This window comes from Variovorax robiniae (assembly GCF_037889955.1).
In the GTDB taxonomy this organism is placed as follows: Bacteria; Pseudomonadota; Gammaproteobacteria; order Burkholderiales; family Burkholderiaceae_C; genus Variovorax; species Variovorax robiniae.
On the sequence record NZ_JBBKZS010000017.1, the window covers coordinates 65,745 to 83,701 of the forward strand.

A 17,957-nucleotide genomic window follows, 5' to 3' on the forward strand; every position below is an offset into this window, starting at 1 on the left:
GAAAAGCTCCTGCAAATGAACGAAGTCGTGTGAACGCAGGCGTCAACCTGCGGGGGCTTGTCTCGATGCGATATAGGCGCGCCAGCCGCCGTGTTGCGTGATGTCTTCCGCGCCTTCGAGCGCGAGCGGCTCGCAGACGAAGCCCTGCACGCTGCTGCCGTCGGCGAGGGTCAGCGTGCCGATGCCGAGCGGCGCGGGAATGAGTGCGACGAAGCTGCCGTAGTGCGCGGTCGGCATCTCCCACACCTCAAGCTGGATGGCAGCGCCGGTGCCTGGCGCGACGCGCAGCATGCCCGGCTTGGGCGGCACGGTCCCCGGCAGCGCATAGAGGCGGTAGTCTGGCGCGCTTTGCGCTTCCAGCACCAGGCGCGCGCCGCGTTCGCGCAGTTGCCCGTTGAGCGGCATGCCCGACAAGTGGGCTCCGACCACCGCGACGCGCACCGTGTCGGCGCTGGCAGGCAACAGTTGCACCATGGGCGGCAGCGCGCGGCCCGTTGCACCGGTGGTGAGACCGGTCGCGTGGTGGAAGCGCTGGCCCAGTTCGGCCAGTTGCAGGTCGCTGGCGCAGGGACCGATCAGGGTGATACCGAAGGGCAGCCCGTCCGGCCGGATCGAGCTCGGCACCGACAGCGCCGCATAGTCGAGCAGGTTGACGAAGTTGGTGTAGGCGCCGAGTTCGCGGTTGCGCTCGACCGGGTCGGCACGCATCGCCTCGATGGTGCAATGGCAGGGCGCGGTCGGCACCAGCAGCACGTCGATGCTGCGCCACATCTGTACCACGCGCTGGCCGAGCGCGCGCAGCTTCACCTGCGCGTCGTAGACGTCGGCGGCGCTGAAGTCGCGGCCTCCGGCGAGGATGCTGCGCACCGGTTCGATCACCTCGTCCTCGTGCGCCTCGAAGAAGTCTCGCACCGCGGCGTAGCGCTCGGCCACCAATGCACTGCCATAGAGCAGCGATGCAGCCTCGGCCAATGGCGCGTAGTCGATGGCCACGCGCTGGCCGCCGAGCGATTCGAGGCGCTCGATGGCGTCGTCGAAGGCCTCCGCCGCGAGCGCATCGCCATGGAACTCCAGTTGGGACGGCACGCCGAAACGGAAGCGCGCAGGCAGCGGCGTGCGCTGGAGTTGCAGCGAGCGAGAGAACGGATCCTTCGCATCGACACCCATCGCCGACTGGAGCACCTTGACCGCCAGCGCGACCGTCGGCGCGAAGATCGACACGCAGTCCACGCTCTGCGCCGCCGGCACCACGCCATGCGCGCTGATCAACCCCTTGCTCGGCTTGAGCCCCACGATGTTGTTGAGGCCCGCCGGCACGCGGCCGGAACCTGCCGTGTCGGTGCCGAGCGCGAAGTCGACCTGCCCCGTCGCCACGACATAGGCCGACCCCGAACTGGAGCCGCCCGAGACGTAGCGCGCGTCGAAGCTGTTGGGCACCGCGCCATACGGCGAGCGCGTGCCGTTGAGGCCGCAGGCGAACTGGTCGAGGTTGGTCTTGCCAAGCAGCGCCGCACCGGCATCGAGCAGGCGGCCCACGACGTGTGCATGCTGCATGGCGGTGCGCGCGAAAGCGGGGCACGCGGCAGTGGTCTCGACGCCGGCCACGTCGATGTTGTCCTTGGCCGCGAAGCGCAATCCGGCCAACGGGCCGCCGGCCGCGCCCTTCATCGGCGCGGTGAATCGCGTGATCCAGGCCGCGGCGGGCGTGCCGTCGATTGCCGTCGTCGTCGGTTCGGGCTCGGCCAGCGAGACCTTGTCATGCACCATCATCAAGCATCCTGTCTTGTGTACAAGGTGCGATGCAATCGCCGTGCCAGTCCGGAGGGCTGTCCGTCCGGCAGCGTTTTCCAGGATGATGCGCAACAGTGATTCCGCACGGAGTACGAATGGCCCAACGCTGGACTTTCACGGTGCAGACGCCGCTCGGCGAGACGCATTCGACCTACACGGTCACCGACGACGCGCTCCACTACGAATCCGACGATCCGTTCGCGGGCGATGGCGCCACGGTGAGTTGGCGCACCGTCCAGGAAGGCAGCACTGCCACGATGCAAGGCATGGGCGGCCGAGGCGGGCCGGACCTGCCGACCTGGGTGCCTTCGCAAATGGAATGGCTGGTGCTCACGCGCACCGACGATGTCGAGACTTCCTTCATGCGCCGCCTGCCGCCGCCCGGTGCCGACCGCAATGCCATCGTGACCGCCGTGCGGGATCGCCTCGGCACGCGCTGGCTGGGCGAAGGGCTGCCGCTGAAGGAAGCGCAGCTTCGCATGGACACGCAATCGACGGAATGGAGCGGGTTGAAGATCGCCGGCATCGTCGTGGCCGTGCTCTGCATGCTGGTGCTGGCGATCCTGCTGTTCGCGTTGCTGCTGACGCCCTTCGTGCTGGTGCCCGCGGGCCTGGTGGGCGGCGGGTGGCTGCTGCGTCGCGGGTTGCGCATGCTGGGCGATGCCAAGGCGGCGGCGAGCATGGCGGCGGCGAAGGTTGGCCGCGCGCGGGTGGGGCTGGTGCACCTCGAGGCGCCTGCGGAGACCGCCACGCCAACCCGCGCTGCCGTCACCGGCCGCGCCTGCGCCTGGTGGGACGTGGCCGCGTGGGTCTGGTACGAGAGCGACGGCAGCGATGACAGCGGCGGCTGGCGACGCGTGGCCTCGCGCCACGGTGGCAGCGTCGAGTCGGTCGACATCGCCGACGACACCGGCAGCGCGACGGTGTGGCTCAACGGCGCGGAACTGCTGCTGGACCTGAAGAGCTGGGAATCGGACAAGGACGTTCTGCCGCCGCGCGGCATGGCGCTGCTGGACGCGCTGGGCTTCCCGTGGCAGGGCGGGCAGCGTCTGCGCGTGACCGAGGAGTGCGTGGAGGTCGGCGCCACGCTCTATGTGATCGGCACCCTCGACCTGCGCCGCAACGTGCCCGAGTCGATGGAGCCCGGGCTGCTGGAGCGCATCGTCGACGCGCTCCGCACCGGCGCATGGCGGCGCAAGGTCGTGGCTGCGGCGCCGAGGCCTTTGCGCATCGTGCTGGCGGTGTTCATTGGCTACGTCGACATGCTCGTCGGGCTCGGATCGGCGCGGATGCGGCCACGCAGTTCCCGCATCGCAGCGCCACCCGCGCTGCCGCCCGATACGCGCGTGGTGTGGAAGGGCCGTGGCGACCGACCCTTCATCGTGTCGGACCGGCCCGAGCAAGGCGCGCTGGCGGCGTTGCGCAAGCGTGCGTGGGTCACGTGCGGCATCGGCGTGGCGATCCTCTGCTTCGTGCTTTACGAGCTGCTTTCTTGAGAAAGTACGATCGCGGGATGCTCCGTTACCAGACCGTCCCCGTCACCCCGTTCCAGCAGAACTCATCCATCGTGTGGTGCGACGCCACGAAGAAGGCCGCGATCATCGACCCCGGCGGCGATCTCGACCGCCTGCTGGCCGCCGTCGACAAGCTCGGCGTCTCGCTCGAGCAGATCTGGCTCACACACGCGCACATCGACCATGCCGGCGGCACCGGCGAACTCGCGCGCCGCCTGGCGCTGCCCATCGTCGGCCCGCATCCCGGCGATCAGTTCTGGATCGATGGCCTCGCGCAGCAGAGCCGCATGTTCGGCTTTCCGCCGGCCGAGCCCTTCGTGCCGACGCGCTGGCTGGACGATGGGGACAGCGTGACTATCGGCGAAGAGACGCTGTCGGTGCGCCACTGCCCGGGGCACACGCCGGGCCATGTGGTGTTCCATTCGGCGAGCGCGCAGCGTGCCTTCGTCGGTGACGTGCTCTTCGCCGGCAGCATCGGCCGCACCGACTTTCCGCAAGGCAACCACCAGCAGTTGATCGACAGCATCACCCAGCGCCTGTGGCCGATGGGTGACGAGACGGTGTTCATTCCGGGGCATGGCCCGGAGAGCAGCTTTGGCCGCGAGCGGCGCAGCAACCCCTACGTGGCAGGCACCTGATTCAACGGCGTTCGACGTAGGCGGCGGTCTGGCTGTCCAGCAGCGACAGCAGATTGCCCATCGTCAGATGCACGTCAACCAGGTGCAGCCCCCAGGCCTTGAGCACCACGCCCCCGAGAGTGACATCGCCCGCGATGTGATCGATGCGCCGATCGGCGGCGCTGGCATGCGTCGTGACGGCGAGATAGTCACCGTGCTCGTTCGACACGCACTCGGCCGTGAGCAGGCCGGGCGTGGTGACGAAGGGCGTGTCGAGCTTGCGCCCGTCCTGCAGCCATGACCCGATGCGCGACGGCATGCCGACGATGTCGGTGTTGCCGCTGCTGAAGTACGGCATCAGTGCCCCCTCGCCGCCCGCGAGCGCCGCGGGGTTGACGCAGGCCGCGACCTGGCCCGGTTCCGCGACACGGCCGAACAGGGTCTGCGCCGGTGGCGGCACTTCGGCGCGGAAGCTCGCATAGGCCACCACACAGCCGGTCTGCGTGGCCTTGCGGCACAGCGGCACGTTCTTGAACGCGCCGCCCGCGTCGGCGCCCCTCGGCACCGCGAGGTTGCTGCCCATCAGCAGCGCCGACACCATGCGCGCCAGCACCGGCTTGCCGTCGATCTCCTCGCGGATCAGGCGCGTGAGCCAGCGCGCGCCCTGGCTGTGGCCGATCAGCACGAAGCCGCGACCTTGGTTGTCGCGGGCGAGGTAGTCGTTCCAGGCGGCCTTCACGTCGCCGTACGCGATGTCGCCCTCGGCCGCGAAGTTGCGGCCGGCGGCGGGCGTCATGAGGGCGTGCAGCGTCATCTGGCGATAGAGCGGTGCAAAGGTCCGGCAGCGCGAGGCGAAGCGCGCGAACTGCTGGTGGACCACCTCGCGTTCGGCCGCGCTCGCGGCAAGCGAGCTGTTCATGGAACGCTCGCGGCTCACGGTCGGGTAGACGTAGAAGCAATCGATCGGCGGTGCGCCAGCGGTCTTGAAGGATTCGGTGGTTAGCTGTCCATTGGCCTCGACGCGCGTGGCGGTCTGGTCGCGGGTGCAGGCATCGATGCGGCCCGGGCGGCAGAGCCAGGAGGTGTCAGCTTGGTAGTCGACGGCGGCGGGTTGCGCGACGGCGAAAAGCGGCGCCAGCAGCGCCGCAGTGAGGAAGATGAATCGCGAGACGTTCATGCAGGCACTGTAGTGCGCCTGCCAGCCAGCCGCGGCGCGCTCAGCGCATGCAGTCAGCGATCTGCCCCGCCGTCGTCAGCCAGCACCGGTCGCGCTTCGCATGGATGTGCGCGAAGGCGCGGCGCAGGTGGCGCAGGCGGAAGGGCTGGCCGGCAATCATGGCGTGCAGCGCGATGCCCATCACCAGCGGCTGCTCCTCGGCCTGCAGCAGCATCTCCTCGAACTGGTCGACGATCATGTCGGCGAATTCGGAGGCGCTCACCTGCCGGCCGATGATGGCGGCGCTGTCGTTGAGCTCCTGCGGATAAGGCACCGACAGCAGCCGGCCCTGGCGCGTCTGGAGCCACACCGGCTGGTCGTCCATGCACCAGTCCAGCACATAGCGGTAGCCGGCCTCCTGCAGCAGGTCGGGCGTGCGCTCGGTCTCCGCGATCCAGGGGCTCAGCCAGCCGGCCGGCGGGCGGCCTTCGTGCGCCGCGATGGTGGCGGTCACGCGCTCGATCAGGGCGCGCTCGTCGGCCTCGCTCAGGTCGGCCTGGTGCTGCGAATTGGTCTGCCCGTGCGAGGCGATCTCAGCGCCCTGAGCGCGATAGGCCTCGACGAGTTGCGGCGCCACAGCGTACAGCTCGGAGTTGATCAGCAGGGTGGTCGGCAGCTTGTGTTCCGCCAGCAGCTTGAGCAGGCGCCAGGCGCCGACCCGGTTGCCGTAGTCGCGCCACGAGTTGTTCAGCACGTCCGGCGCCGGGATGCCGGGCACCAGGTCTTCCACCAGCCCTTCGCCAAAAGCGTATTGCTCCAGGTTCATCGCGACATAGACCGCAAGCCCATGCCCGCCGGGCCAGGGTGGCAGTTGCCGCTCGACGATGGGGCTGTAGGCAAATCGACCGTGCTGGCGCAGCGGGAAGCGCAGTTCGCTCATGGGGTTCAATCTTTCTTGTTGTTCGAGGGATGGCCGAACAGCGCATCGATGGCGGGTGCCACGCCCACCATCTCGCGTTGCGGCAGGGGCGCCAGGCTGCCGCTGCGCGGCTTGGCCGGCTCCAATGCGGCCAGCGCTTCCGCCTGCTTCACGCCGCAGCTGATGCCGTCGAGCAGCGGCACATCGACATGCGGCTGCAAGCGCGGCGGCACGCCCGCCATGACGGCGCCGGTCAGCACCACCACTTCCGCGCCGTCGCGCTCGACCAGGTCGCGCACCGCCGCGATGGTCAGCGCATCGGCTTCGCTCTGGTCGCCGGCCGCATACGGCGCGGTGCTCTCCACCGCCCGCCATCCAGCGATGCGATCGCCGATGCCCATCTGCAGCGCGCGCTCCCGGTAGATCGGCAGCACCCGCTTGCCGAACACGACGACACCGATGCGCGTGCCCAGCATGCTCGCCGTGAGCAGGGCCGCCTCCGTGATGCCGACCACCGGAATGTCCAGCATCTCCCGCGCCGCCCACAGCGCCACGTCATACGACACCGCGATCAGCACCGCGTCGCACCCCGGCGCATGCTCGGCCAGCAGATCGATGGTCGCGTGCTCCGCGATCGCCAGTTCGGTGCGCGTCGAAATCACCCGCGCCCCGAAGCGCCCCGTCACCGGCACGATCTCCGTCCTCGCTGCAGCCGCGTCGCGCGCAGCAGCGGCAACCTTGGCGGTCACGAAATCAGAAGTGTTCGAGTTGACAAGCAGCAGTCGCATCAGGAGTTCTTTCTCAAATCAGGCACAGGCCGAGAAGGCGTAAAGATTCCGTAGCGAGGGCGCCGAGGTCGGGTCTGCGGCGCGGAACCGCACTCTCGTGCGGTGAGCACCGCAGGCCCGAGATCGGTGGCCGCAGTAGGAAGATTTACGGCTTCTCAAAGGAAGGCGTCTTCCAGGGGGATCCGTTTATCGGCTGGCGGCGACAGGTTCAGTGAATGCTCGATGTGATCCAGGTGTTCGAGCATCAGCTTCCCCGCCCGTGCCTCATCCCGTGCCTCGATCGCATCCACCAAGAACTGGTGATCGTCATAAGGACACCCCTGTGCCCCGTGCGTGTCGTACAGGATGATGACCAGGCAGGTGATCGACTCCAGCTCGCGCAGCGTGCGCGCCAGGAAACTGTTGCCAGCCATCTCGGCCACCAGCAAGTGGAAGTCGCCCGAGATCGGGATGATCGTGTAGCCGTCCTTCCGGCGCGCAGCGTTCTCCTTCTCGACATGCGCGCGCAGCAGCGCCACCTGCCTGGGCGTCGCGTTGCGCGCGGCCATGCGCATCAGCTCCGGCTCGATCAGGCGGCGCGCCGCGAAGATCTCGCGCGCATCGTCGGCCGTCGGGCTCGACACGAAGGCGCCGCGGTTCGGAATGTTGGTGGCGATGCGGTCGTGCACCAGCCGCACCGTGGCCTCGCGGATCTTGGTGCGGCTCACGTCGAAGATCTTCGCGAGCCGGTCCTCCACCAGCTGCGTGCCCGGCTGCAGCCGGTGCTCGCTGATCGCCGTGAGGATGCGCGCGTAGATCTCGTCCACGCTGAGGCTCTTCTTCGCCTTGGCGGCGACCTTCTTCTTCGTCACGAGCGTTTCGAAGTCTGCGTTTTCCATTTCCTGGTTCCCGGTCTGCCCCGCGTTTGTTCAACGTCACAGAGCAAATTGCATACGATCACAAACTCGATTGTGCACGCTCCAAGCGCATTTCACCTTCGAATTTTCCTCAGGTTTACCTGTGGTTTACCCAGTTCGCACCATTTTGGTTCCAAAAACCAGCCGAAAGCTGGCCCGGATCGTGCAAGTGACTGCACAACATTGGTAGAAATATTGCATGCAATCTTCCATGTTTTGTATACCATCTGCGAAAACCTGGAGTAAACACATGACCCCTGCCGCCGCGTCACTGCCGCTCGATGCCATCGAGGCCCAGACCAAAGTCCGCTGGAAGATCTTCCTGGCGATCCTGTTCCTGATGGCCGTCAACTACATCGACCGCGCGTCGCTGTCGGTGGCGATGCCGATCATCGCAAAGGAATTCGACCTGTCGCCCGCCATGCAGGGCCTGCTGCTGAGTTCCTTCTTCTGGACCTATGCGCTGATGCAGATCCCCGGCGGCATGCTGGCCGATCGCTTCAAGCCGCGCGTGGTGATCGCCTCGTCGACCATCCTCTGGGGCTTCTTCCAGGCGATCGCGGCGGGCTCGAGCAGCTTCGTCACGCTGCTCATCACCCGCCTGGGCCTGGGCGCCTCGGAAGCGCCGCTCTATCCGGCCGGCGCCAAGCTCAACGCGATGTGGATGACGCAGAACGAGCGCGGCCGTGGCGCCACGCTGCTGGACGGCGGCGCGCCGCTGGGTGCCGCGCTGGGCTCGATCATCATCGCCTGGCTGATCGCCTCGCTCGGCTCCTGGCGCCTGTCCTTCGTGGTGGCCGGCGTCGGCACCATCGTGGCCGGCATCTGGTGCTGGTACTTCATCCGCAACACGCCGCGCGAGCATCCCGGCGTCAACGAAGCCGAGGCCGACTACATCGAGGCCGCGCACAAGGCGGAAGACGCGAAATCGACGCCGTCCAAAGGCGGCAGCGTGATGAACTTCTTCCGCTACCGCTCGATCTGGGGCATGTGCCTGGGCTGGATGGGCTTCTCGGTGATGTTCACCGGCTTCATCGCCTGGCTGCCGAGCTACCTGCTGGCCAGCTACGGCTTCAACATCAAGACCATGGGCGGCGCGAGCTTCCTGATCTACATGTCGGGCTTTGTCGGCGAAATGGTCGCGGGCTGGATCTCCGACAAGTGGAAGGCACGCGGCGGCACGCCCAACACGGTCCTGCGCACCATGTTCGGCATCGCGGCGGTGATCGCCACGGCATCGATCTTCACCGTGGCCTATGTGTCGGATGCGGTGCTGGCCGTGGTGCTGCTGTGCTGTGCGCTCTTCTTCCTGCGCTGGTTCGGCCTGTTCTGGTCGCTGCCCGCGATCCTCGGCGGCCGCGAGCGCGCCGGCTTCGTCGGCGGCACGATGAACCTGTCGGGCCAGATCGCCGGCATCGGCGTGCCGATCATCATCGGCGTGATCGTGCAGGCCAGCGGCGGCTCCTACTTCGGCGCGCTGATGTTCATGGCCGGGGCCGGCGTCGCGATGTTCATCGCCGCGATGATGATCGACTACAGCAAGAAGCTGCCGGTATGAGCATGCAGTTGGACAAGGTCTTCGCCCCGGGCGAGCGCTTCATCGGCGTGGTCACGCCCTCTGGCAACACGGTGGTGGAACGCGTGACGATGGCGATCCTGCGTGCGTTCAATGGCGTCACGCCGCTGTTCTCGCGCACGCCGGTGTTCGGCGAGTCCGACCCGTATCCGGAAAGCTACGCGGTCGACGAGATGCTCACCGCCGCGCACCTGCTGGCCCATGCCAAGCCGGACGTGATGCTCTGGAACGGCAGCAAGGGCGCCAAGATCGGCGTGCAGCACGACCGCGACTATGTGCAGCGCGTACAGGACCAGACCGGCATCCGCACGACCACCTCGATCCTCGCGCTCGACGACCTGCTGCGCAGCCGCGGCCTGATGCGCGTGGCCATCGTCTCGCCCTATGACAGTGCGTACCAGCAAGGCCTGGTCGAGGCGTATCGCGAGGCCGGCTACGAGGTGATCGCGGAACGCCATCGCGCGCTGAAGGACAACATCTCCTTCGCCTCGATCCCGGCCGACGCGATCGCCGGCATGGTGCGCGAGGCCGCTGCCCACAAGCCCGACGCGGTGCTCACGCTGTGCACCAACTTCCCCGCCGCCACGGTGATCCCGGCCATCGAGGCGGAGACCGGCATCCCGATGTTCGATTCGGTCTCGATCGGCGTCTGGCACGCTTTGCGCATGGCCGGCATCGACACGAGCCCGGCGCGTGCGTGGGGCCAGGTGTTCGCGCAATGAGCTTCGGTCGATGATCCCGTCCATGAACACGCCCACCACCTCTTCCCAAGCCTCGCTGCTGATCCGCGGCGCCCATGTGCTCGCGCTCGATGACGCAGGCAACGAATGGCCGCGCGCCGACATCGTGATCGAGGCTGGCCGCATCGCCGCCATCGGCCCCGGCGCCGGCGACCACTGGCCGCGCGCCTTCGATCGCGTGATCGACGCCGAGGGCATGCTGGCCATGCCCGGCCTCATCAACGCGCACTTCCATTCGCCCGGCAACCTGATGAAGGGCATGCTGCCCGGCTACCCGCTCGAGATCTTCATGCTGCACGAGGTGCCGCCGCTGGCCCCGAGCGGCGATGCCGGCCGGCTGGCCTATGTGCGCACCATGCTCGGCGCGCTGGAGATGCTCCGCCGTGGCATCACCAGCGTGCATGACGACGCGTACCACGTGCCCATCGCCACCCACGAATCGGTCGATGCGATCATGCGCGCCTACGAGGACGCCGGCATCCGCGCGACGGTCGCCATCGACCAGCCCAACATCGTCGAGTACGACAAGTACCCCTACCTCGCCGAGCTCCTGCCCGCCGAGGAAAAGCGCGCGATGGACAACGCCCGGCGCCAGACCGGCGAGGAGCTGATGGCGGTCTACCAGCACCTGTTCGACCGCTGGCATGGCGCGGCCAACGGGCGACTCGCGGCGGCCGTCTCCTGCTCCGCACCGCAGCGCGTGACGGTCGAGTACTTCCAGGCGCTGTCGGAGTTTTCGAAGCAGCACGACCTGCCCTTCAACATCCACATCCTCGAGACCAAGCTGCAGCGCGTGATGGGCGAGCAGAAGTTCGGCAAGTCGCTGGTGCGCTACGTGCACGACCTCGGCCTGCTCGACGAACGCATGATGGTCATCCACGCGATCTGGATCGACGATGAGGACATCGCGCTGCTCGCGCAGTCCGGCTGCACCGTGGCCCACAACCCGGTGTGCAACCTGCGACTGGGCAGCGGCGTGATGCCGTACCGCGTGCTGCGCAATGCGGGCGTGCCGATCTGCCTGGGCACTGACGAGATGAACACCGATGATTCGGTGAACCTGTGGTTCGTCGCGAAGACCGCCGCACTGCTGCACACACTGGCCACGCCGGACTACTCGCAGTGGCCGCAGCCGCAGGAGATCCTGCATGCGGCCACGCGCGGCGGTGCGCGGGCGATGCGGCGTGCGGATGACCTCGGGCAGCTCGCCGTGGGCTGCGCGGCCGATGTGATCCTGCTCGACATTGACACCGTCGCCTTCACGCCCCTCAACGACCTCCGGCGCCAGCTGGTGCATTGCGAGGACGGCGGCTCGGTGCGCACCACCATCGTCGACGGCCGTGTGGTCTTCGAGGATGGGTTGATCACCACCGTCGACGAGCGCGCCCTGCGCACCGAGCTGCGCGGCCTCATGAAGGCCTATCGCGAGCAGGTCGCCGCCGCAGCACAGGACACGCAGCGCCTCGAGCCCATCTATCGCCAGATGTACGAGCGCGCCGCGGCGCAAGACGTCGGCATGAACCGCTGGCTTCCCCCAATGCCCGGCACCCGATCCGTTCCCTGAATCTTCAAAGGACCACCATGACAGCCACCCCCCTTGCCGCAGGCGCCGTGCCCGCGGGCGCCGCGAGCGATGCCTTCAGCGACGCGACGTACAAGAAGATCACCTGGCGCCTGATCCCCTTCCTCGGCCTGCTGTGGCTGCTGGCCTGGATCGACCGCATCAACGTGGGCTACGTCAAGCTCACGATGCTGCAGGACCTGCAATGGAGCGAGGCGGTCTACGGCCTGGGCGCCGGCATCTTCTTCCTCGGCTACTTCTTCTTCGAGGTGCCGAGCAACATGCTGCTGCAGAAGATCGGCGCGCGGAAGACGCTGATGCGCATCACCATCGGCTGGGGCATCACCTGCGTGGCGATGATGTTCGTGACGACGCCGGCGATGTTCTACTTCCTGCGCTTCCTGATGGGCGCCTTCGAGGCGGGCTTCCAGCCGGGCGTGATCCTCTACCTGACCTACTGGTATCCGAGCCATCGCCGCGCCTCGGCCTTCGGCATGTTCGTGGCGGCGGGCGCGCTGTCGGGCGTGGTCGGTGGCCCGCTGGCCGGCACCATCATGAACAACCTGAACGGCGTGAACGGCTGGACCGGCTGGCAGTGGGTGTTCCTGATCGAAGGCATTCCGTCGGTGCTCGCGGGCATCGCGACCTTCTTCTACCTGACCAACCGCCCTGGCGAAGCCAAGTGGCTCACCGACGAGGAAAAGAAGCTGGTGCAGGCCGACCTGGCCCGCGACGAGCAGGCACTCGGCCACCGTGAACATAGCGTGCTCAAGTCGCTGCGCGACTCGCGCCTGTGGCTGCTGATCCTCATCTACTTCTGCATCGTCGCGGCCAATGCCACGCTCAACTTCTACGGCCCGAGCGTGGTGCGCGAACTGGGCTTCACCAACCCGGTCGTCATCGGCTGGATCATGTCGGGCGCCTTCCTCTGCGGTGCGGTCGGCCAGGTGCTGATCGGCCGCCGCGCGGACCGCCAGAAGGAACTGCGCTGGAACTGCTCGCTGGCGGTGATCCTCGGCGCGGCCGGCCTGCTGTGCGCGGGCCTGTTCCTCGGGCAGAGCGCGGCGCTGGTGATCGCCTCGCTGGTGGTCGCGGTGGTCGGCACCAGCATGGCCATTCCGGTGTTCTGGCAGATGCCCAACCGCTTCCTCACCGGCGCCGCCGCCGCGGTGGGCGTGGCCACGATCAACTCGCTGGCCAACCTCGCGGGCTTCGGCGCGCCCTTCCTGCTCGGCAGCATCAAGACGGCCACCGGGCTGCTGTCGCCAGGCCTCTTCGTGATCGCCGCGGTGGAGATCTGCGCCGCGATCCTGATCCTGAAGTTCATCCCCAAGGGGAACGCCGCAGGCAAGGCCTGATGCGCCGCTGAACCGGCTCCGCTCCCGGCGGCGCACGGTCTCCCCCTTCACCCCATCGACGCATGACGTGCATCGGCCCGCAGTGGCCGAGCCGCCGGTGTGCGTCCAGCCTCTTTCTTGTCATGCCCGTTTCCGTTCAAAAACCAACAGAGGGATCTTTCCAGATGAACGCTTGTCTTTCTCGTCTTGGCGCCGTGGCGCTGCTCGTCGCCGCCGTGCCCGCCGCACAGGCCCAGAGCTCGGTCACCGTCTATGGCGTCACGGCCATGGAGGCGGTGCATGTGACCAGCAGCTATGCCACGCCCGCAGGCCGCGCCAGCACCAGCATCGACAAGCTCGACAGCAGCCAGGTCAACGCATCGCGCCTGGGCTACCGCGGCGTGGAAGACCTGGGGGACGGACTCGGCGCGGTCTTCGGCCTGGAGTCGGGCTTCAGCCTCGATACCGGCGCGACCAATGCCACGACGTATTTCAACCGCGGCAGCTACGTCGGGCTGGTCAGCAAGAGCCTGGGCACCCTCACGGTGGGCCGTCAGTGGAACACCAACGACGACATCATGGGCAACTACTTCATCTTCGGCGGGTACTCGGCCTTCCGCTTCAAGGAGTTCAGCTTCATCAGCGACCTGGTGAACAACGCGGTGAAGTACGTCTCGCCCGAGTTCGCCGGCTTCAAGTTCCGTGCGCTGGTGGCGCCGGGCGAAGGCGTGACCGGCCACACGGCCGAAGCTGCGCTCAGCTACACGTACGGCGGCCTGAGCATCGGCGCGAGCTACCGCGAGGCCGAGGCACACGAGACCAGCCGGCTGGACAAGCTCACGTCGGTGGGCGTGAGCTACAACTTCGGCAACTTCCGGCCGCACGCGGGCTATTCGGTGAGCGACTCCAAGGCGTCCAACCTGCCGAAGGCGCGCGCCTACGACGTGGGCCTGCAATGGACGCCGAACGCGCCATGGGTGGTGGACCTGGACTACGTGGCGAAGGACCAGCTCGACACGGACAACGACGCGCACTTCTGGCGCGTGCAGGCCACATATTTCTTCTCGAAGCGGACCTCCGTGTATGCCAACGTCGTGCTGCTGCAGAACGATGGCACCTCGAACGTGAGCTTCTACGGTACGCCGGTGCCGGGACAGAAGCAGAACGTGTACAGCCTGGGGTTGGCGCACAAGTTCTGAGAGCGAGGCGCGGTCGAGGCGGGCCTCGCGCTTCCCGCATCTCGCCAAGTGCCGCCCGGATCAGCCCTTCGGCGCCGCGGGGGCCACCTTCACAGGTTCGCTCAGCGCCACCGTGTCGATGCGCAGCCCGTCCTCGACCGCCTTCAGCGCCAGGTTGGCCTCGTAGTACTTCTTCTCGCCCAGCAGCCGTGTGGCCTCGGCAACGTTCTTCGCGGTGGAGTCGATCGGCATCAACACCCTTGTGAAGGCGGCGTCCACCTCGGCCAGGCGCAGTTCATCGCGGGCCTCCTTGCCGCGGCCCTTGGCGAAGTGCTCGTTGGCCTTGTCGATGTGGGCGCGCTTGGCGGGTGTGTCGATGTAGTTGTCGGCGAGCACGATCTGGCCGTCGATGGGGACGATGTTGGCGCGGTCCACCGAGGTGGTGTCCCGGACGATCTTGCCGTCCACGCCGGACTTGACTTCGACCATGAAGGTCGGCGCATCCTTCTTCGCCGCGGCCAGTGAAGACGTGGCCTTGGCCAGCAGGTCGGTGGCGCCCTTGATGTTGCCGTTGAAGATGTCCACGCGGGCGCCGCGTGCGGCACGCACCGCCATGTAGCCGTCCTGCGAGAGCTTCAGCATTTCCTGCTCGGGCGTGGCGGGCTTGGCCGTATCGGCTGGCTTGGCCATCTCGGCGGGCTTGGCCGCCGGTGCCTGTGCCAGGGCCGCCTGGCCGAACATCGTGAAGCCGACCACCGTCGCGACAGCGACCGGCGCCAGATAGAACTTGCGTGCATTCATTTTTGATTCCCCTGATGGTTCGCGCCCGGAGTGGGTGTGGACATGGAGCGAGCCCGCCATCACCTTGGCGCCACCGACGCTTTCGTGGTCGCCATGGGAAGGAGATTGAACCGGCCAGCTTAGGCCGGACTGAATGCAGGGGACGCTGTCCTACGAAGCCCGCTTCGACATCCCGCGCTCCCACGCACGCAGGCCGCTGTTCCAGGCACGCAGGCGCTTGTCGGAGGTGCCGCCGTCGCCGGATGTGGTGGCCAGCAACTGGTCGAGCAGGATCTCCTGGTCGGCGGTGAGATGGTCCGGGAAGATCGGCTGCACCGTCACCTGCTGGTCGCCGCGCGGACCGCCGCGCGACACCGGGAAGCCGTGGCCCTTGAGGCGGTAGGACACCTGGTCGCGCTTGAGCTTGAGGGATTGCAGGCCGGCCACGGTCGGCACCTGGATCGCGCGATTGGCGATCCATGCGAAGCCGTCGACCGGGATCTCGCAGTGGATGGTGCCGTCGTCTTCCAGCTTGAAGAAATCGTGCTCCGCGAATTCGACGCGGATCTCCAGGTCGGCGGGCGGACTGGCCTTGCTGGCGCGCCGCGCATCGACGTGCAGCAGGTCGCCGGGCCGCACGCCGGGCGGGATGCGCACGCCCACCTTGTAGGCCTGCGGTGTCGCCTTGCCGGCGCCCGCGCAGGCCTTGCAGGGCCGCCGCGCGATGCCGCCACCCAGGCAGGCGGTGCATTCGTAGTAGCCGGTGGGCCAGCCGAAGAAGGAACGCTTGGGCAGCGCGCCGGAGCCGCCGCACTGGGCGCAGTTGCCGCCCAGCACCTGGTGCCCCGCGCCAGCACAGACCGTGCAGGTCTCGGTGATCTTGCCCTGCATGACCTTGATGCAGCCCACTGCGGCTTCTTCCAGGGTCAGCTTGACCTTGCGGAAGATGGGGCGGCGTTGAGCGCCTTCGTCGGCCTTGTGGTCGGCCCCGTGGTCCGCGGCGTTGTCGGACGCGCGACCGGACGCATGGCTTGAAGCGTGGCCGGCGGACGATGCACGGCCCGCCGATGCGCTGGCAGACGCGCGCTGATTCGTGTGGCCGTTGTCCGCCGCCGATGAACGTGCGGACTCCTGCGCGGGCTTCCTGGGCTTGGCGCTCTCAGTCGCAGAGGTGGGGCGGGTGGCGGCCTGCGGCGTGCGCGGGCCGGCATTGCGAATCTCCTCGAAGGCCCGGTTGATGCGCTGCATGCGGGCCACCGCATCGGCGCTGCTGTTGCGGTCGGGGTGCCACTGCGAAACCAGCCGGCGCCAGGCGGCCTTGACCTCGCTGTCGGTCGCGTCGGGTGCCAAACCCAGTTCGGCGAATGCGTTGTCGGTGCCCAAAATCCAAGTCCTCGTCCGGGCCAGCCATTCGGGACGGAATCCCGACACAGGCGACGCCCTCAGGGTGTGAATGTTAGCCGCTGCTCGCGCAAGAAATACGCCAGCGGACCCGATTTCTGTCCATCAAAAGCTCACGGCGTCGCGAGCGCGACGAGGACAGAATGCGTTTCGTCACGCAGGCGAAACGGTGGTGTGGCAGCGATTGCGCGCCACCGTGGTCTGCGCCCGAGAGGAGGTCAACCATGGAACGTGCTGCAGGTCGCGCATGGAAACGATGGGCCGGGGTCGCCCTGGGCTTGGCCGTGCTGGTCGGCGCCTTCTTCGTGCCGATGCCCGCGGGCACCACGCGGATCGTGAGCGTGGTCGACATTGCCCGGCCGCCCGCGCAGGTCTACGCCTATGTGACGACGCCGGCCAACTGGCCGAAGTGGCATCCTTCCTCGCTGGCGGTCATCGGCGACGCGGGCCATTCGCTCAATGTTGGCGAGACGGTGGACGAGGATTTCCAGGTGGCCGGCCGGCGTGGCCGTGCGACCTGGCGCGTCACCGTGCGGGAGCCCGACAAGCTCTGGCGCATCGCCGGACAGATCAACGGACGCGACGCCGGCATCGTGAGCTACACGGTCGCACCCAATGAGAGCGGTGGCACGCAATTCGTGCGGGAGTTCGAGTACGGCGCACACAGCCTGCTGTTTGCGTTCCTCAATGCGGTGACGTTGCGACGGCAGATCGAGGAAGAGTCGGCGCTGGCCGTGCGGCAGCTCAAGGCGACGCTGGAGCGCGCCGGGCAGCAGTAAGAAGGTGTGAAGATTTCGTGGAGGGGCAGGGATAGGCATCGAGGTGCGTGGCGTGTAGGCTGTGCACCGGCAAGGCTCTTCAGGAGGTTCCTGTGGCTCCATTGGCAACGCGTCGCGTTCTTCAGGCAGGGGCCGCAGCGTGGCTTTGCATGGCCGCCAGCGAGTCCGCGCTGGCCCAGCGCCTCCCGGCTGACATCCTCTCGATGTACGGCGGCACATGGTCGACGAATTGCACCAACCCGAATGCGCCCAAGGTGAGGGTCGAAGCGGACGCACTGATGGTCGAGCGTGACGGACAGCGCCTGACGGGTGGCAAGCCCCAGGCGGCCGCCTCGTACTTCGGCAATTCGCCGCCGCCAAACTACGAGATGGCCCTGCTGAGCGAAGTACGGGGCGGATCGGAACTGCTGTTCCTCATCTACCGCGACAAACGCGGTCGCTACATCCAGCTCAACGCCGACGGGAGGACCGCTGCCGCGCTGGGCAACCAATTGCTGAAAGTGCAGTTCTTCGCGTGCAGGACCGATGCCGTTCAACCCCAGGTCGCTGCGCCTCCACCGCCGCCTGCGACCGGCAGCATCGACGCCGTGGTTGCGTCGCCGAAGTTCGGCGCCGCATGGCGAAAGGCACTCGGCGCCGATGCGCGCGAGGCCTGGTTGGCGCGCATGGATGGCCCCGCGCCGCCGCCGCGATGGGTGAATGTGGCGGGCGCGCGGTATGCCCTCAATGGATTCTGCAAGGCCCATGACTGCTACGACAACAGCGCCGTGCAGCTCTATGCGCCGGACACCGGCCAGATGTTCGGCTTCGTGCATCGCCTGAACCGCGACACGCTGGTGGGCAACCCGCCGCCGGCCTTGGCTGCGGAACTGCAGCGGATATGGAAAGCGGAGTTCAGGGCACAGGGCCGTTAAAGCGCCTGCG

The 17,957-nt window shown here is 67.5% G+C and carries 16 protein-coding genes; 9 read left to right on the top strand and 7 right to left on the bottom strand.

The genetic code is table 11. From position 1 onward, the window contains the following. Positions 1–42: 42 nt before the first annotated feature. A complete protein-coding gene (atzF, locus tag WKW79_RS28235; protein ID WP_422823978.1) occupies positions 43–1,770 on the bottom strand; it encodes an allophanate hydrolase in 1,728 nt (575 codons plus the stop codon). Between the two features lie 116 nt (positions 1,771–1,886). Here atzF and WKW79_RS28240 point away from each other — a divergent pair, with 116 nt between their 5' ends. Both WKW79_RS28240 and WKW79_RS28245 read left to right on the top strand, forming a co-directional pair. After that, on the top strand, positions 1,887–3,287 hold the full coding sequence (locus tag WKW79_RS28240) for a hypothetical protein (RefSeq protein ID WP_340338549.1): 1,401 nt from the start codon (positions 1,887–1,889) through the stop codon (positions 3,285–3,287). Between the two features lie 17 nt (positions 3,288–3,304). Continuing rightward, positions 3,305–3,943: an MBL fold metallo-hydrolase gene (locus tag WKW79_RS28245; RefSeq protein WP_340338550.1), complete on the top strand. Its 639-nt coding sequence runs from the start codon at positions 3,305–3,307 to the stop codon at positions 3,941–3,943. 1 nt (position 3,944) lies between these two features. Here WKW79_RS28245 and WKW79_RS28250 read toward each other — a convergent pair whose 3' ends face one another. The 4 genes from WKW79_RS28250 to WKW79_RS28265 form a co-directional block, all read right to left on the bottom strand. Then, on the bottom strand, positions 3,945–5,099 hold the full coding sequence (locus WKW79_RS28250; protein WP_340338551.1) for a DUF3089 domain-containing protein: 1,155 nt from the start codon (positions 5,097–5,099) through the stop codon (positions 3,945–3,947). A gap of 40 nt (positions 5,100–5,139) precedes the next feature. After that, positions 5,140–6,018, bottom strand: coding sequence for a polysaccharide deacetylase family protein (locus WKW79_RS28255; RefSeq protein WP_340338552.1), 879 nt, complete (start codon positions 6,016–6,018; stop codon positions 5,140–5,142). A 5-nt stretch (positions 6,019–6,023) separates the two neighbouring features. After that, complete coding sequence (locus WKW79_RS28260) at positions 6,024–6,785, bottom strand: aspartate/glutamate racemase family protein (RefSeq protein ID WP_340338553.1); 762 nt, start codon at positions 6,783–6,785, stop codon at positions 6,024–6,026. A 155-nt stretch (positions 6,786–6,940) separates the two neighbouring features. Then, the gene (locus WKW79_RS28265; RefSeq protein ID WP_340338554.1) at positions 6,941–7,663 is read right to left on the bottom strand and encodes a GntR family transcriptional regulator; all 723 of its coding nucleotides are present in this window, start codon (positions 7,661–7,663) and stop codon (positions 6,941–6,943) included. Between the two features lie 268 nt (positions 7,664–7,931). Between WKW79_RS28265 and WKW79_RS28270 the strand changes: the two genes are divergently transcribed. The 5 genes from WKW79_RS28270 to WKW79_RS28290 all read left to right on the top strand — a co-directional run bounded on the left by WKW79_RS28270 (position 7,932) and on the right by WKW79_RS28290 (position 14,094). After that, positions 7,932–9,239 (top strand): MFS transporter, encoded by a 1,308-nt coding sequence (locus WKW79_RS28270; protein ID WP_340338555.1) that lies wholly within the window; start codon positions 7,932–7,934, stop codon positions 9,237–9,239. Further along, positions 9,236–9,979, top strand: a complete 744-nt coding sequence (locus WKW79_RS28275; RefSeq protein WP_340338556.1) for a maleate cis-trans isomerase family protein — start codon at positions 9,236–9,238, stop codon at positions 9,977–9,979. The genes WKW79_RS28270 and WKW79_RS28275 overlap by 4 nt, the downstream gene beginning before the upstream one ends. 22 nt (positions 9,980–10,001) lie before the next feature. Then, entirely contained in the window at positions 10,002–11,561 is a 1,560-nt protein-coding gene (locus WKW79_RS28280) for an amidohydrolase family protein (RefSeq protein WP_340338557.1), read from the top strand. Positions 11,562–11,578: 17 nt separating this feature from the next. After that, positions 11,579–12,916: an MFS transporter gene (locus WKW79_RS28285; RefSeq protein ID WP_340338558.1), complete on the top strand. Its 1,338-nt coding sequence runs from the start codon at positions 11,579–11,581 to the stop codon at positions 12,914–12,916. Between the two features lie 164 nt (positions 12,917–13,080). Further along, a complete protein-coding gene (locus WKW79_RS28290) occupies positions 13,081–14,094 on the top strand; it encodes a porin (protein ID WP_340338559.1) in 1,014 nt (337 codons plus the stop codon). A gap of 60 nt (positions 14,095–14,154) precedes the next feature. Here WKW79_RS28290 and WKW79_RS28295 read toward each other — a convergent pair whose 3' ends face one another. Together WKW79_RS28295 and WKW79_RS28300 are read right to left on the bottom strand one after the other, a co-directional pair. Further along, entirely contained in the window at positions 14,155–14,874 is a 720-nt protein-coding gene (locus tag WKW79_RS28295) for a YfdX family protein (protein ID WP_340338560.1), read from the bottom strand. 150 nt (positions 14,875–15,024) lie between these two features. Then, positions 15,025–16,236: a DnaJ C-terminal domain-containing protein gene (locus WKW79_RS28300; protein ID WP_340338561.1), complete on the bottom strand. Its 1,212-nt coding sequence runs from the start codon at positions 16,234–16,236 to the stop codon at positions 15,025–15,027. Between the two features lie 242 nt (positions 16,237–16,478). On the opposite strand from WKW79_RS28300, the gene WKW79_RS28305 reads away from it, so the two are divergent. Together WKW79_RS28305 and WKW79_RS28310 are read left to right on the top strand one after the other, a co-directional pair. Beyond that, entirely contained in the window at positions 16,479–17,033 is a 555-nt protein-coding gene (locus tag WKW79_RS28305; protein ID WP_340338562.1) for an SRPBCC family protein, read from the top strand. A gap of 149 nt (positions 17,034–17,182) precedes the next feature. Continuing rightward, positions 17,183–17,947 carry an Ivy family c-type lysozyme inhibitor gene (locus tag WKW79_RS28310; protein WP_340338563.1) on the top strand — a complete coding sequence of 255 codons (765 nt, stop codon included), beginning with the start codon at positions 17,183–17,185 and terminating at the stop codon, positions 17,945–17,947. Positions 17,948–17,957: the final 10 nt, after the last annotated feature.